Source organism: Roseibium sp. RKSG952, from assembly GCF_009711355.1.
In genome coordinates this window covers 66,487-79,219 of record NZ_SMMF01000954.1, presented here as the reverse complement: position 1 = coordinate 79,219, position 12,733 = coordinate 66,487, and the positions used below count along the sequence as shown (strand labels likewise).

Annotated in this window: 16 protein-coding genes; 9 read left to right on the top strand and 7 right to left on the bottom strand. The window is 56.1% G+C overall.

Translation table 11 applies throughout. The features are described 5' to 3' along the window. Positions 1 to 25 precede the first annotated feature (25 nt). From E1297_RS36040 to E1297_RS36030, 3 genes are all read right to left on the bottom strand, one after another. Positions 26 to 1,321, bottom strand: coding sequence for a flagellar hook protein FlgE (locus tag E1297_RS36040; protein WP_196223477.1), 1,296 nt, complete (start codon positions 1,319 to 1,321; stop codon positions 26 to 28). Positions 1,322 to 1,418: 97 nt separating this feature from the next. After that, positions 1,419 to 2,258, bottom strand: a complete 840-nt coding sequence (locus E1297_RS36035) for a flagellar motor protein MotB (RefSeq protein WP_155146719.1) — start codon at positions 2,256 to 2,258, stop codon at positions 1,419 to 1,421. Positions 2,259 to 2,350: 92 nt separating this feature from the next. Continuing rightward, positions 2,351 to 3,688, bottom strand: a complete 1,338-nt coding sequence (locus E1297_RS36030) for a FliI/YscN family ATPase (RefSeq protein WP_155146718.1) — start codon at positions 3,686 to 3,688, stop codon at positions 2,351 to 2,353. Positions 3,689 to 3,774: 86 nt separating this feature from the next. On the opposite strand from E1297_RS36030, the gene E1297_RS36025 reads away from it, so the two are divergent. From E1297_RS36025 to E1297_RS35985, 9 genes are read left to right on the top strand one after another with little or no spacing between them, the layout of a single operon-like run. After that, the gene (locus tag E1297_RS36025; RefSeq protein WP_155146923.1) at positions 3,775 to 4,164 is read left to right on the top strand and encodes a FlgB family protein; all 390 of its coding nucleotides are present in this window, start codon (positions 3,775 to 3,777) and stop codon (positions 4,162 to 4,164) included. Between the two features lie 10 nt (positions 4,165 to 4,174). Continuing rightward, positions 4,175 to 4,561 (top strand): flagellar basal body rod protein FlgC, encoded by a 387-nt coding sequence (flgC, locus tag E1297_RS36020; protein WP_155146716.1) that lies wholly within the window; start codon positions 4,175 to 4,177, stop codon positions 4,559 to 4,561. A gap of 12 nt (positions 4,562 to 4,573) precedes the next feature. Beyond that, a complete protein-coding gene (gene fliE / locus E1297_RS36015; RefSeq protein WP_155146714.1) occupies positions 4,574 to 4,864 on the top strand; it encodes a flagellar hook-basal body complex protein FliE in 291 nt (96 codons plus the stop codon). A 3-nt stretch (positions 4,865 to 4,867) separates the two neighbouring features. After that, positions 4,868 to 5,140, top strand: coding sequence for a flagellar biosynthetic protein FliQ (locus E1297_RS36010; protein WP_155146712.1), 273 nt, complete (start codon positions 4,868 to 4,870; stop codon positions 5,138 to 5,140). Further along, entirely contained in the window at positions 5,140 to 5,850 is a 711-nt protein-coding gene (locus tag E1297_RS36005; protein ID WP_196223476.1) for a flagellar hook-basal body complex protein, read from the top strand. The genes E1297_RS36010 and E1297_RS36005 overlap by 1 nt, the downstream gene beginning before the upstream one ends. A gap of 24 nt (positions 5,851 to 5,874) precedes the next feature. Beyond that, entirely contained in the window at positions 5,875 to 6,660 is a 786-nt protein-coding gene (gene flgG, locus E1297_RS36000; protein ID WP_155146710.1) for a flagellar basal-body rod protein FlgG, read from the top strand. Beyond that, positions 6,657 to 7,076 carry a flagellar basal body P-ring formation chaperone FlgA gene (gene flgA / locus E1297_RS35995; protein ID WP_209016211.1) on the top strand — a complete coding sequence of 140 codons (420 nt, stop codon included), beginning with the start codon at positions 6,657 to 6,659 and terminating at the stop codon, positions 7,074 to 7,076. The genes flgG and flgA overlap by 4 nt, the downstream gene beginning before the upstream one ends. Before the next feature lie 2 nt (positions 7,077 to 7,078). Then, positions 7,079 to 7,807 carry a flagellar basal body L-ring protein FlgH gene (flgH, locus tag E1297_RS35990; RefSeq protein ID WP_155146708.1) on the top strand — a complete coding sequence of 243 codons (729 nt, stop codon included), beginning with the start codon at positions 7,079 to 7,081 and terminating at the stop codon, positions 7,805 to 7,807. Positions 7,808 to 7,816: 9 nt separating this feature from the next. Next, a complete protein-coding gene (locus E1297_RS35985) occupies positions 7,817 to 8,350 on the top strand; it encodes a flagellar basal body-associated protein FliL (protein WP_170336650.1) in 534 nt (177 codons plus the stop codon). A gap of 42 nt (positions 8,351 to 8,392) precedes the next feature. On the opposite strand, the gene E1297_RS35980 is transcribed toward E1297_RS35985, so the two are convergent. From E1297_RS35980 to flhA, 4 genes are read right to left on the bottom strand one after another with little or no spacing between them, the layout of a single operon-like run. Then, positions 8,393 to 8,755, bottom strand: a complete 363-nt coding sequence (locus E1297_RS35980; protein WP_209016210.1) for a hypothetical protein — start codon at positions 8,753 to 8,755, stop codon at positions 8,393 to 8,395. A gap of 29 nt (positions 8,756 to 8,784) precedes the next feature. Further along, positions 8,785 to 9,873, bottom strand: coding sequence for a flagellar type III secretion system protein FlhB (gene flhB, locus E1297_RS35975; protein WP_155146704.1), 1,089 nt, complete (start codon positions 9,871 to 9,873; stop codon positions 8,785 to 8,787). Then, positions 9,870 to 10,640 carry a flagellar biosynthetic protein FliR gene (locus E1297_RS35970; protein ID WP_155146702.1) on the bottom strand — a complete coding sequence of 257 codons (771 nt, stop codon included), beginning with the start codon at positions 10,638 to 10,640 and terminating at the stop codon, positions 9,870 to 9,872. The genes flhB and E1297_RS35970 overlap by 4 nt, the downstream gene beginning before the upstream one ends. Further along, positions 10,637 to 12,724, bottom strand: a complete 2,088-nt coding sequence (gene flhA, locus E1297_RS35965; protein WP_209016209.1) for a flagellar biosynthesis protein FlhA — start codon at positions 12,722 to 12,724, stop codon at positions 10,637 to 10,639. The genes E1297_RS35970 and flhA overlap by 4 nt, the downstream gene beginning before the upstream one ends. Positions 12,725 to 12,733: the final 9 nt, after the last annotated feature.

The window sequence follows — 12,733 nt, the reverse complement described above, 5'->3', positions numbered from 1 at the left end:
TCCTTTCGGTTGATCGCTAAGCTGATCAGCGTTTGATGTTGGTGGTTTCCTGCAGCATTTCATCGACGGTCTGTATGACTTTGGCGCTTGAGGAATAGGCGCGCTGTGTCTGGATCATCGATGTCAGCTCAGTTGCTACGTCGGTCGTCGATTCCTCGCGTGCAAATGAAACAAGATCTCCGGTCGGGCCTTTGCCAGCGTCCCACAGGAAGAATTTGCCGCTGTTACGAGATGGGGAATACGTCTGACTGTCCAGAGCGTTCAGGCCGTTGGGATTGGGCACGTCCGCAAGCGGGATCTGGAACATACGCCGGCTTTCGCCTGTGTCATAAAGCGCATAAACATAGCCGCTTTCGTCGACCTTCACGCTTGTCATCGTTCCCACGGCAGAACCGTCACGGGTGATGGATACCGGGGCAAATGTGTCTGACAGTTGGGTAATGCCGTTGGAATCACCGATCTGACCAATGTTGATTTCCATCGGTCCGCCATCCACATTCACGACGAGACTGCCGGTGGCTGGATCATATGCGCCACCGGACACCGTGGTAACGCTTGCAAGGGTTCCTCCTGCCGTTCGGCTATCGGTGAAGGTCAGCGTGTATTCCCCGATGATCGTTCCGCCCGATGCTGAATCGCGCAGGGTCATGGTCCATTCGTTGCTCGACCCGGTCGCAGGGACTGTTGGGCTCAGCTCAATGTTCACACTTTCCGACTTACCAAGATTGTCAAAATACTCGACTGACAAAGGTTGGTTGTCACCTGGTGCACCCGCATCAGTTGCGGTTGCGGGCAGGTTAAAGCGCAGATCCATCTTGGTGGTGGGAGAGCCTGAGAGTTTGTTGCGGCTGAACTGAACGGGCTCCAACGCCGCCGGAGTGTCACGCGGGACACTTGGGAACGATCCGTCGGGGGCCGCAGGCCAGCCAAGCAGCACCAGCCCGGATTCGGTCACCAGATACCCTTCGGAATTGGCACGGAACGAGCCTGTGGTCGTCAGCAACATCTCTTTGGAACTTGAACCGATCTGAGAGCTGGACATAACCGGGAGCATACCGCGCCCGCGTACAGCCAGATCCGTTGAATTGTTGGTGGTAATCAGCGAGCCACGTTGATCTATCAGACGTTGGCTGGTGGCTCGAACCCCCCCAGCCGAATAGGCGCCGCCCTGACCGGAATTGACCATCGAGTGGAAATCCGTCTCGACCCGCTTGTAGCCAAATGTCGATGAGTTGGCGATGTTGTCGGAAATGGTAGCCAACCTGTTGGCGTTGGCTTTCAGAGCCGCCACACCAGCATTCAGCGAAGAGGAAATTGTCATCGGCACGCCCTTCTGTTGCGTCAATCGTCGTAGCAACAGGTAACGTGCCAGCCCTTAACACCGCGCTAACATGTAAAATGCGTCCTATCCTGATCGACTAAATGTTCCTCAGGAAGATGATTTCGATCCTGTTGTTTCGGGTTGCCATGGGATTCTCAGCCACGAGTTCCCGATCCGCATGGCCCGTGACGCGGTTTAATCGTTCTGTATCAACGCCTTTATCCTGCAGCAGCTGACGCACGACCTGTGCCCGTGATGTGGACAGATCCCATACCGGATTACGCGCCAAAACGATCGGGGATGAACGAACATGCCCATCCACGGCGACCGCGTTGGTCACAAGATCCGAGGACCGGGCAACCAATAGAGCCAGCGCTCGCATCATGTCGGTAGGATCATCCGTTCCCGATTCGAACAGCGGTTGATCGTCGGTATCGAATAACTCCACGACCAGCCCTTCATCAGTGACACGCGTAACTATGTGCTTGAGTACCTTATCTGACACCAAGCTTTCGCCCGTACGACCCAGCAATTGAGCCTCAAGCGAAGAGAAATCTTCGAATGCGCCTTTGCCGCCGCCTTTGGCATCAACGCCAGTAGACCCGCGTGCCTGTTTGGCCTCGGTCGGATTGCGATTGCTCGCGCCCGAGCCATCCATGACCATAGTCTTCTCAGAGAACATGTTGTTGCCGCCAAAGGCCCCGTCACCTCCACCTGAAACCGGATTGACAGGGATCGTCGGCGAGAAATAGTCCGCCAGCCCCTTGCGTTGTTTTTCAGTCGTTGCGTTCAGCAGCCACATCAACATGAAGAACGCCATCATGGCCGTGACAAAGTCGGCATATGCGACTTTCCACGCGCCACCATGGTGGCCATCGCCACCGGACACACGTTTCTTCTTGATGATGATTGGCGCCGCATTGGATTGCGCACCCATCTCCACCACCTTTTTATCACCCGCTTCCGGGGTAGCAGCGCAGGTCTTAAGGTGGACTTAACACTTAAAACTGTCTGGATTTGAGCCGACCCCTATCTGGGGAGACCTGCTGTGGCGCGCCGCAGGATCAGAGCCAGCCGATTAAAGCTGTTATTGATACCATCCGGATCGGTCTTTGCGAAAAAACCATCCAGTTCTTCATGAACCCGAACAGCCTGGTCCAACAGCGGGTCGGCGCCTTCGGCATAAAGACCTGCCTTGATCATAACCTCGGACTGTTCGTAGCTGCCAACAAGCTTCCGCGTTTCCGAGATGAGTTGGTTCTCCTCATCAGTCGCTGCTCTTGGCAGACTGCGCGAGACTGACCGACTGAGATCGATTGCGGGGAATCGGCCACGCTCGGCAATTTCGCGGCTGAGTACGACATGCCCATCCAGCACGCCGCGCAGAATATCGGCGATTGGTTCATCCATGTCCGACCCGGCGACCAGAACACTGAAGACCGCTGTGATATCACCCTGGTCCGACGTTCCAGGTCCGGCGCGCTCACACAGGTTGGCGATCAGAGGGGTTACGGATGGAGGGTATCCGCGCAGAGAAGGGGATTCGCCCATTGCGACTGCGATTTCACGGTGGGCTTCAGCGAATCGGGTAACCGAGTCTGCCAGAAACAGGACATTCAGCCCCTGATCGCGCAGAAACTCCGCGACAGACATCGCCGACCAGGCACAACGCCTGCGCGCCAAAGCCGACTGATCGGATGTGGCCGCGACGACAACTGACCGCTTCATCGCATCAGGCCCCAGAGCAGAACCTACAAATTCGTTGATTTCGCGCCCACGCTCGCCCACCAGCGCGATAACCACCGCATCTGCCTGCATCGAGCGGGCCAGCGTTGCCAGTAACGAAGACTTTCCAACGCCCGATCCCGCAAACAATCCGACTCGCTGACCCTGAACAATTGGAAGAACCGTGTTGAGTATCGCCAGCCCGGTCGCCATCCGTTCTCCAAGTGGTTTACGCGCGACAGCAGGTGGTGGTGATTGCATGATGTCGCGACTGTGCATCCCGGCCAGCAGCGGTTTTCCGTCCAGTGGCTTACCAAACGGGTCGATCACCCGGCCCTGCCAGTGCAGTCCCGGGGCAAAGGCTGGTGATTGCTCCAGACATACCCGGTCACCGAGGCTGACTCCATCGGGTGCGGCGCTCGGCAGCATATGAATATGGTCGGAATCGACGTGGAGAACCTCGCCAGAAAGATCTGGCCCCTCACGCCGCTGCAATGTCAGGCGATCTCCTGTCCGGGCCTGCTTGTTCAGGCCGGCGACCTCAATCACTCCGTTCGCAACGCCGGAGACGAGCCCGACATGTCGGACAGCTGTCATTCTGTCGAGTTCATGTTTCAGAAGTATCGGGTCGAGATCTGTCATCGTGGATTCTCCAACGTTTGTTGAAAACGGTTTCTAAAGGAATCGGAGTTAAGCCTTGGTTGAAATCGATCGAGGGAGAAGCCCCGATGTTCTATGACCTGAACGTCTTTAAGACAGCGTACGCTATGGCAACCCATGCAGGGCAACGGCAGGCTGTCATCTCACGCAACATGGCCAATGCGGATACGCCGGGCTACCAGCCGCGGGATATCGAGGCCTTTCAGACAGCTTTTGAAAACTCCGGTCGCGAAAGCGCAATGGCCGCAACCCGGCCCAGCCACCTGCACGGTGGTGGCATGGTCGGACAAACATGGGCCGAACACACGGCGAAGGCATCGTCTGATCCCAACGGCAACGGCGTTTCGTTGGAGGAAGAGATGCTGAAGGCGGTCGAGGTCAAACGGCAACATGATCGCGCCCTGGCCATATACCGTTCATCCATCGGCGTTCTGCGCACCAGTCTTGGCCGGGCCTGAGGGGTAGATCATGAGTGATTTTTCGCATTCCCTCACTGCTTCGGCCAGTGCCTTGCGTGCACAAGCCGCAAGGTTGCGGCACGTGTCCGAAAACATCTCTAACGCCGATACGCCCGGGTACCGCCGCAAGACGGTCCCCTTCGAAGCGATTGATCAGGATGGCAAGCAGTTGGTGCAGGCTGGGCGCGTCAAACTCGATCGCCGGGACCTGAGCCGCATCTATGACCCCAGCCATCCGATGGCAGATGATACCGGCCATTATCGTGGCTCGAATGTCGATCTGATGATCGAGATCGCGGACGCACGTGAGGCGCAGCGCAGCTACGAAGCCAATCTCAAGATGTTCGACCAGACCCGTCAGATGTCGGCGAGTCTGATGGATCTGTTACGTAAATAAAGGAAAGCCAGAATGGATATCCGATCACTGAATGCCGCGCAAAGCTATACATTTGCGCGCCCCGCTACGCAGGCCGACCCCGATCACGATGGCATGGCGCAGGGACTGCGATCCACGTTTCAAGATTTTGCAGCAACATTGAAGCACAGCGAACAAGTCGCACAGTCTTCGATGGTGGGTCAGGCAGATCCGCATGCGCTGGTGCAGGCCTTGGCGCAGACGGAGCTGGCAGTCGAAACAGCCGTCATTGTCCGCAACAAAGTGGTCGAGGCCTATCAGGAAATCCTGAGGATGCCGGTCTGATCAATGCTGAGCGAGGGTCTGTTCTATGACATCGTGCGCCAGGCGCTGTGGGTTGCGGTTATAACGTCGGTCCCGATCCTGGCGGTCGCACTGGTCTCGGGTTTGGTTGTGGGTCTGTTTCAGGCTCTGACTTCAGTTCAGGAAATGACGCTGACCTTTGTGCCAAAGCTGATCGCCATCGTGATCGTGTTCTGGATTTCGATGGGCTTCATGACCCAGACCCTCGTCACCTTCTTCACATCGACAATCATCCCACTCATCGCAGGAGGGCGCTGATGGACACCGCCTATGTAACCTTGTCCCGACAATCGGGTCTCATGAATGAAATGCGGCTGGTGGCGAACAACATCGCCAACGCAAACACGACCGGTTACCGGCAGCAGGGGCTGGTTTTCTCGGAATTCATCCGGGACATGCCTGGCAACCCTTCATTGTCCATGAGCCGAGCAGAGGCGCGCAATACTTCGTTTCAGCAGGGCGTTTTGACCGAGACGGGCGGACAATTCGATTTCGCGATCGAAGGAGATGGTTTCTTCATGATCGAAACGCCCTCTGGGAACCGCCTGTCGCGGGCCGGCAGCTTTTCCCCGAACGCTGAAGGCGATCTGGTGACAATGGACGGTCACCGTGTGCTGGACAGCAATGGAGCCCCGGTTTTCATTCCACCTGATGCGGCATCAATCGATGTCGGCAACGATGGGACGTTGAGTGTGGACGGCCAGTTGTTGGGCCAGATCGGTGTTTATCAGGTGGTTGATCTCAACGAACTGGTGCGCGAAGGCAGCACCCGGTTTCGGCCGCAGGGTGATGTGGAGCCTGTCGAGCAGCCGGTCGTTCTTCACCGGTTCCTCGAAGGATCGAATGTCAACGCCATCGTGCAAGTGACCCGCCTCGTCGAAATACAACGCGCCTACGAACTGGGGCAGAGCTTTCTGAAATCCGAAGACGACCGGGTTCGGGGTGCGTTCAAGGCCCTGATGCGCTGATCAGAAAACACAGGAGTACACCATATGCGTGCCTTGAAAATTGCCGCGACCGGCATGACCGCGCAGCAGATGCGGGTCGAAACCATCTCGAACAACCTCGCGAATATGAGCACCACAGGCTACAACGCCCGACGCGCTGAATTTGCCGATCTGCATTACCAGCAGATGTCCCGAGCCGGAACTGTCAACGCCAACGACGGGACGGTTTTGCCGACGGGCATTCAATTGGGGCTTGGCGTTCGGCCTGCTGCAGTAACGGTACAGCTGGCTCAGGGTGCTCTGACTGCGACCGGGAGCGATCTGGACATAGCGATCGAAGGCCGTGGATATCTGGAGGTTAGTATGCCCAATGGGCAGCCCGGCTATACCCGCGATGGCAGTCTGAAACGATCAGCCGAAGGGTTGATTGTGACGTCCGATGGATATGCTGTGGCACCGGAAATCACGATTCCGGATGACGCCCGATCCATCTCGATCAATGCCTCGGGTGAAGTCTACGCATATTTCGCCGATGCCGCTGAAGGACAGCTGTTGGGCGAGCTGACACTGGCCAGTTTCTCGAATGCCAAGGGTCTGGAGGCGGTCGGCAGCAATCTGTTCAAAGAGACCGAGGCATCCGGTGCGCCGGTGGTCGGTACTCCGGGTGAGGACGGGCTGGGTACGTTGCGTCAGGGTTACCTGGAAGGCAGTTCCGTTGATGCCGTGCGCGAGTTGACAGAGCTGATCGAAGCGCAGCGCGGTTATGAAATGAACTCAAAGATCATTTCAGCCGTCGACCAGATGATGGGCGCTACAACGCAGGTAAGATGATGCGAATCCTGTTCCTGATAGCCCTGCTTCTTGTGCCGATGATGGCTCACGCTGACATAGTCGTCTCGGTCCGCACCATTCGCGCCAAGGAAGTGATTTTGGCGTCTGATCTGGAAATCAAATCAATAGATGTAGAGGGGGCGGTGGCGGATCCGGGCATCTTGGTAGGGCAGGAGGCCCGGGTTGCTTTGTATCCCGGACGGCCCATTCGGGCAGCAGATGTCGGTCCGCCAGCAATCGTGGATCGCAACGATCTGGTCACTCTAGTCTTTGGCCGGGCTACGCTATCGATTACGGCCGAAGGCCGCGCCCTTGGTCGAGGTGCAGTGGGCGAGCGCATCCGGGTCATGAATCTTTCATCCCGAACCACAATCACAGGTCGCATTCGGCCTGACGGGCAAATTGAGGTTAACTGAAAATGAGATTTACCAAACTTACGATATGCGCCGTGCTTGCTGTCTCTGCTTGTGGTCGCCTGGATCACCTTGGCAAACCCCCCAGCCTGACGCCGAACACGGATTCACCCGAACATGTTGCAATGCTCTGGCCCGGGCTGCCATTGCACACGCAACCTCAGCGTACAGTCGACCGATCATCGCTATGGAGTGGGGGTCAACACTCGCTCCTTGGTGATCAGAGGGCAATCAAAAAAGGGGATATCATGACGGTCGTGATCGAGTTGGACGAAAAGGCTGAGATCACGAATGATACAAACCGGTCTCGTACCGGGTCAGAAAGCCTCGCTGTGCCTGAGCTGTTTGGGTTGCCGCAACGTGCGGCTGATCAGCTACCAAACGGGGCATCACTGGACGAGGCAGTTTCGATCGATTCTGCTTCGGTCAGCAAGGGCAAGGGATCAGTCAAACGCAAAGAAAAGCTGACGCTCAGAGTGGCAGCCACGGTGATCGATGTACTGCCCAATGGGGTCCTGTCGATCGCCGGATCGCAGGAGTTGCGAGTGAATTTCGAGCTTAGGGAGTTGTTGGTCTCGGGTTACGTCCGGCCCGAGGACATCTCGCGTCAAAATGAAATCACCTATGACAAGATCGCGTCTGCCCGGGTGTCCTATGGCGGTCGTGGACAGATCACAGATGTCCAGCAACCGCGATATGGGCAGCAGATACTTGATACAGTGTTGCCGTTCTGAGGTGCCGATGTGATCAAGAAACTAGTTCCCGTAGCTTTCCTTCTGGTTGGTTTGGCCGTTGGTGTTGGGGTCGGAGTGTTTTTAACGCCTGCCCAGAAAGCCGATGCTGAAAAAGGGTCACAAGATTCAGAGTACAAAGAGGCCAAGGGCGAAGATAAGTCCAACGCCAAAAAGCTAGATTCCGACCCCAAAAAATCGATGGAAAAGTCAAAGACTGAGGATTTTGAGTATCTGAAGCTTACCAAGCAGTTTGTTGTCCCGGTGGTGAACAGCGAAGAGATATCGGCTCTTGTGACAATGTCGGTCAGCCTGGAAACTCGTCCGGGTATTTCCGAAGCGTTTTATGCCGTGGAACCAAAATTGCGGGACAGCTTTCTTCAGGTGCTGTTTGATCATGCAAATACAGGCGGGTTTGACGGCAATTTTACCCATTCGGACAATCTGTCTGTTCTGAGAAAATCCCTGCTGGAAGTCGCGCAAAAGGATCTGGGCGATGACGTGTCACGTGTTCTGATCATGAGTGTTAGTCGGCAGGACACATGAAACTTTAGTCGGCGGATTATCATAATGCGCCGACTGGAGATTTCAGAAGTACAGTTGCTCCAATAGAGCCCTCTGTTGCAGGCTCTGGTGTTTCTTTCGAAGCCGCTGGGAAAGGCTGGCAACCGCCTGCTTCTTACCAAACGCCAGTTTCAGCTCCTCCATTGCTGTAATTTTTTGGGAACGGATTCGGGCCAATTCCATATTGAGCTGCCGTCTTGTAGCGGACTCCCAACTGCCCCAAAGAACATCTGTTCCTGTGACCCGGTAACCATCGGTGACAGAGCTGCCTGCGCGCACCTCTGCTACCTGAGCGTCCAGATTTGAGAGCTGTTTCTGTAGGTGGGCTTCGGCTTTCAAAAGCGGTCGAAGCTTCTGATATTCTCTCTGAAACGCAGCGTCTGTCACGGCTGCAAGATTCGTGATGTGCACCTGTGTCATCTGATTTGACCTTTGGCCCGTTTACGCATCGCTTCGGCAAACCGAATGGCGGCGGCGACCGGGCGATAGTGCTCCTCCGCGATCTCTTGCCCGATCTCGACGGTCGCGTGAATCGCCCGCGCGGTAGGGGGATCGGAATGGATCGGAACATCCGCTTCTCCGGCGGCAGCACGTATCGATGCCGCGACTTCGTCTACGCCCTTGGCGACACAAACAGGCGCGGACCCAGTCGCTCGCGACCATTTCAGCGCAACCGCGTAGTGAGTTGGATTGACGATAACCACATCGGCCTTTGGCACATCGGCCATCATCTGGTTCGTCGCGATGTCCTGGGCACGTTGGCGCCGTTGTTGCTTCATATGCGGATCACCTTCGGCATCCTTGGATTCATCCTGAAGCTCTTTTCGGGACATACGGTTCTTCCGCATGTGTTCCGAGTATTGCCAGAGATAATCTACCACACCGATAATCAGAGCGACTGCAATCACAATGAATAAGAACCGGAACAGCAGGTTCATCATCAGCAGGATCGAGGATTTTGCCGGGGCGGCAGAGGCAGACAATATGTCCGTAAGGTTGGATCGAAGAAAAAGCGTCAGGCAAGTGCCGTAGATAAGCAGTTTGACGAAACTCTTGGCGAATTCGAAAAGACCGCCGCGTCCAAATTTGTTTTTGGCATTCGAGGTGATTGATATGCGGGACAGACGTGGTTTGAGTTTGCTCGGCGCGAAGATCAGGGCGCGCTGTGCGATCAGGCTTAGTAAAACTGTGGAGGCCGGTAGGGCGAACAACATCGAAACCGGAAGCAGAGCTGCGGACAACAATCCGCCGACGGGCCCTGCTGCGGGACCAGTCGTGATGAGCGATGATATTTGATGTGATTGATCAAGTAAGACCACAAACACCGCGCCCAATTCCTGGGCTGCATATGATCCGGCGGCCAGCAGGGCAATCAGCAATCCAGCATAGCTGGCAACAACAGACAGGTCATTGGATTTAGCAACCTCACCCTTTTCGCGGGCTTTCTGCAGCTTTTGCGGGGTGGGTTCGAATGACTTGTCGCTGTCGTCGTCTGCATCGCTCATGGAACACCTATTGGGTTGCCAAAAAAGTCGAACAAGGCATCGGACCAGACTGAAAGGATCAGCGGTGTTCCGGCAAACAGCAAAAACAGTCCCGCGAACGTAATTGCTGGAGCACCGACAAAGGCGACCATGAGTTGTGGCATGGCCCGGTTAATCACGCCGAGCGCAAGATTGTAGATAAGCGAAGCGATCACAAATGGTGTTGCCAGAGCAAAGGCCAGTCCGAAGCTGCGCGAAACTTGCATCACTCCCCAACCAGACAGATCGGGTGCAAGTAGCACTGTGCCCATGGGGAACAGCGTATAGCTATGGATCAGGAACTGGGCTGCGCGAATATGTATGCCCAGCAAAGCTGCCAGCGCCAGTCCCGCGATCGTCAACAGATATCCCATGGCTGGTACGGGTTCGACCGCCGCCCCACCGAGAATTTGGGACAGAGATGTTGCCTGTGCTGCAATGGAGCCGGCGGTTTGCAGGGCCAGAACGAACAGCCGCAAACCCGTGCCCAATGCCAGACCGGTCAATATCTCGCTTCCGATCAAAGTGATCATGGACCTAAATGCGGGCGTGATCTCTGGGGTCTGCAGAGCAGGCGCAACGATAATGGTAAAAGCCGCAGCGATGCCGAGTTTGACGCGCACAGGGATGCTTCGTTCGCCAAATGTCGGCAGGAGCGAAACCAGAGCCGAGACGCGCAGAAAAACGGCAAACATCTGCCATAAACCTTCGCCCAAATGCGCAAGCAACTCAGGTGGTATGGCGATCATGCAGGAACGGTTCCAACCAGGGCGGGTCGCGCTTCGAGGCCGATCTCTTCAAATGAGAGAACCGGGTTTGAAACACCCCGTGCGTGCATGATTGTGCGCAGTAATCTGCGGCGTCGGGTTGATGTCACCAGCGCAGGAAACAGCCCGTTGTCAGCCGATTGAGCGACGCTGCTGACAACTCCATCTGCGAGTTTGTTAAACAAGTTCGGCGGCAGGGCTACGTCCAGCCCGGCATTTGGCGCATCGATCTGATAACTGGCAAATGTATCCTCCCATTCCGGGGCCAGCTGGATCAGGGGGATCGATCCATCTTCGCGCTTCATGTCAGACACCAGCTGAAAGCCCAGTCGTTGCCTTACCAATTCACAGATTGCTTCGGGTTGCGTTGCAGTCAGACGGGCTTCGGCGATGCTTTCCAGAATCAGCGCCATGTTTCGTATGGACACCCTCTCCTCGAGCAGCAGTCGCAGAACCGCGTGCAGGGTATCGATTGGAACCTTGTCCGGGATAAGCTCATCCAGCAGTTTGCGATTGGCCTCGGCGCGAATCGGGTCACTGAGACGTGTCATTTCCGACAAAAGCTTGCGCAACGATTTCAGGGTTAGCAGACGCGGGAAATTCTGTTTGATGATTTCAAGCAGGTGGGTCGCCAATATCTCGGGCGGGGTGACAATGGTTGCACCGCTCATTGCCGCCGCCTCTTGGTCTTTGGGCAGAATCCAGCGGGCGGGGGCGCCGTAGACCGGTTCAGTAACATCATTTCCTTCCGGCAACAGATCCAGATCATCCTGAACCAGCGCCAACACAAGATCAGGATTCAGAACTCCTCGCGCCTGTTCAACTCCCTGCACCCGGACCACATAAGTGCCCATTGGCAGATCCGCGCGATCCGTCAGGCGTATCTCAGGCAGGATCAGGCCAAAGCTCGAGGCAACATAGGTGCGCATATTCGCGATGCGTGCGTCCAGACCGGTGCCGGGATTCAGAACCATGCTGACCAGATCCGGTGCGAATTCCAGATGCACATCATCCAGATCCAGAATGTCACCTATCGCCTGAGAGACCGGCGCGTCCGCTTCCGGCGAGGGGGTCTCGGCCACAGCCTGTGCGGTTCTCTGTTTCTGATAGACGTTATAGGCCGCGTATCCCAATACGCTGGCGCCAAGGATGAACGGCAGAAACGGCAAACCGGGTACCAGTGCAAACAGCACCATCAGGACTGCAACAGTCCCCAGCGCAGCGGGATGTTTGCCCAGTTGCGAAAAGATTGCGTTGTCTGTTGCCCCCTGGGTTCCGCCCCGCGCCAGCAACAATGCAGAAGCAATCGAAATAATCACCGCCGGAATTTGAGAAACCAGACCGTCACCCACGGTTAGAATAGCGTAGGTTTCAAAGGCTGAAGTGACCGGCATTCCGTGCACGATCACACCCATCACCAGCCCCATCACCAGATTGAGCAGCGTGATCAACAGTCCCGCGATTGCATCACCTTTGACAAATTTCGATGCGCCATCCAATGAGCCGAAGAACGTGGTTTCCTGCTGCTCGCGTTCCCGACGTTCCTTGGCCTGTTGATGATCAATGGCGCCCGCAGACATATCGCTGTCGATGGCCAGCTGCTTGCCGGGCATACCATCCAGCGCAAAACGGGCACCAACCTCGGCCATACGGGCCGCGCCCTTGGTGATGACCATGAAATTCACGATCAGCAGCACGCCGAATACAACCAGACCCAGAAAGATGCTGCCGCTCATGACAAACTGAGCAAACCCCTCGATGACGTCGCCAGCAGCATTTGGTCCGGTATGCCCCTGACCGATGATCAGTTTGGTAGAAGAAACATTCAGCGACAGACGCAGCATCAGAGACGCCAACAGGATCGTCGGAAAGGAGGAAAAATCCAGTGGCCGTTCAATGAACAAGGTTAGCGTAAAGATCAGGATCGCCAGCGCGAATGAGGCCGCAAGGCCAACGTCCAGAACCCAGGCGGGCATCGGCAGAATCATCATGACGATGATCGTCATCAATGCCAGTGCCAATAAAACAGTGGGCGAGAACAGGGAACGGGCGTCGATGCGAAGCACGTAAAGCTC

What these genes read in the sequence shown, in the direction of transcription:
- E1297_RS36040 (WP_196223477.1), bottom strand. Translation starts at nt 1,321, where the DNA reads ATGACAATTTCCTCTTCGCTGAATGCTGGTGTGGCGGCTCTGAAAGCC.
- E1297_RS36035 (WP_155146719.1), bottom strand. Translation starts at nt 2,258, where the DNA reads ATGGGTGCGCAATCCAATGCGGCGCCAATCATCATCAAGAAGAAACGT.
- E1297_RS36030 (WP_155146718.1), bottom strand. Translation starts at nt 3,688, where the DNA reads ATGACAGATCTCGACCCGATACTTCTGAAACATGAACTCGACAGAATG.
- E1297_RS36025 (WP_155146923.1), top strand. Translation starts at nt 3,775, where the DNA reads ATGTTCTATGACCTGAACGTCTTTAAGACAGCGTACGCTATGGCAACC.
- flgC (WP_155146716.1), top strand. Translation starts at nt 4,175, where the DNA reads ATGAGTGATTTTTCGCATTCCCTCACTGCTTCGGCCAGTGCCTTGCGT.
- fliE (WP_155146714.1), top strand. Translation starts at nt 4,574, where the DNA reads ATGGATATCCGATCACTGAATGCCGCGCAAAGCTATACATTTGCGCGC.
- E1297_RS36010 (WP_155146712.1), top strand. Translation starts at nt 4,868, where the DNA reads ATGCTGAGCGAGGGTCTGTTCTATGACATCGTGCGCCAGGCGCTGTGG.
- E1297_RS36005 (WP_196223476.1), top strand. Translation starts at nt 5,140, where the DNA reads ATGGACACCGCCTATGTAACCTTGTCCCGACAATCGGGTCTCATGAAT.
- flgG (WP_155146710.1), top strand. Translation starts at nt 5,875, where the DNA reads ATGCGTGCCTTGAAAATTGCCGCGACCGGCATGACCGCGCAGCAGATG.
- flgA (WP_209016211.1), top strand. Translation starts at nt 6,657, where the DNA reads ATGATGCGAATCCTGTTCCTGATAGCCCTGCTTCTTGTGCCGATGATG.
- flgH (WP_155146708.1), top strand. Translation starts at nt 7,079, where the DNA reads ATGAGATTTACCAAACTTACGATATGCGCCGTGCTTGCTGTCTCTGCT.
- flhB (WP_155146704.1), bottom strand. Translation starts at nt 9,873, where the DNA reads ATGAGCGATGCAGACGACGACAGCGACAAGTCATTCGAACCCACCCCG.
- E1297_RS35970 (WP_155146702.1), bottom strand. Translation starts at nt 10,640, where the DNA reads ATGATCGCCATACCACCTGAGTTGCTTGCGCATTTGGGCGAAGGTTTA.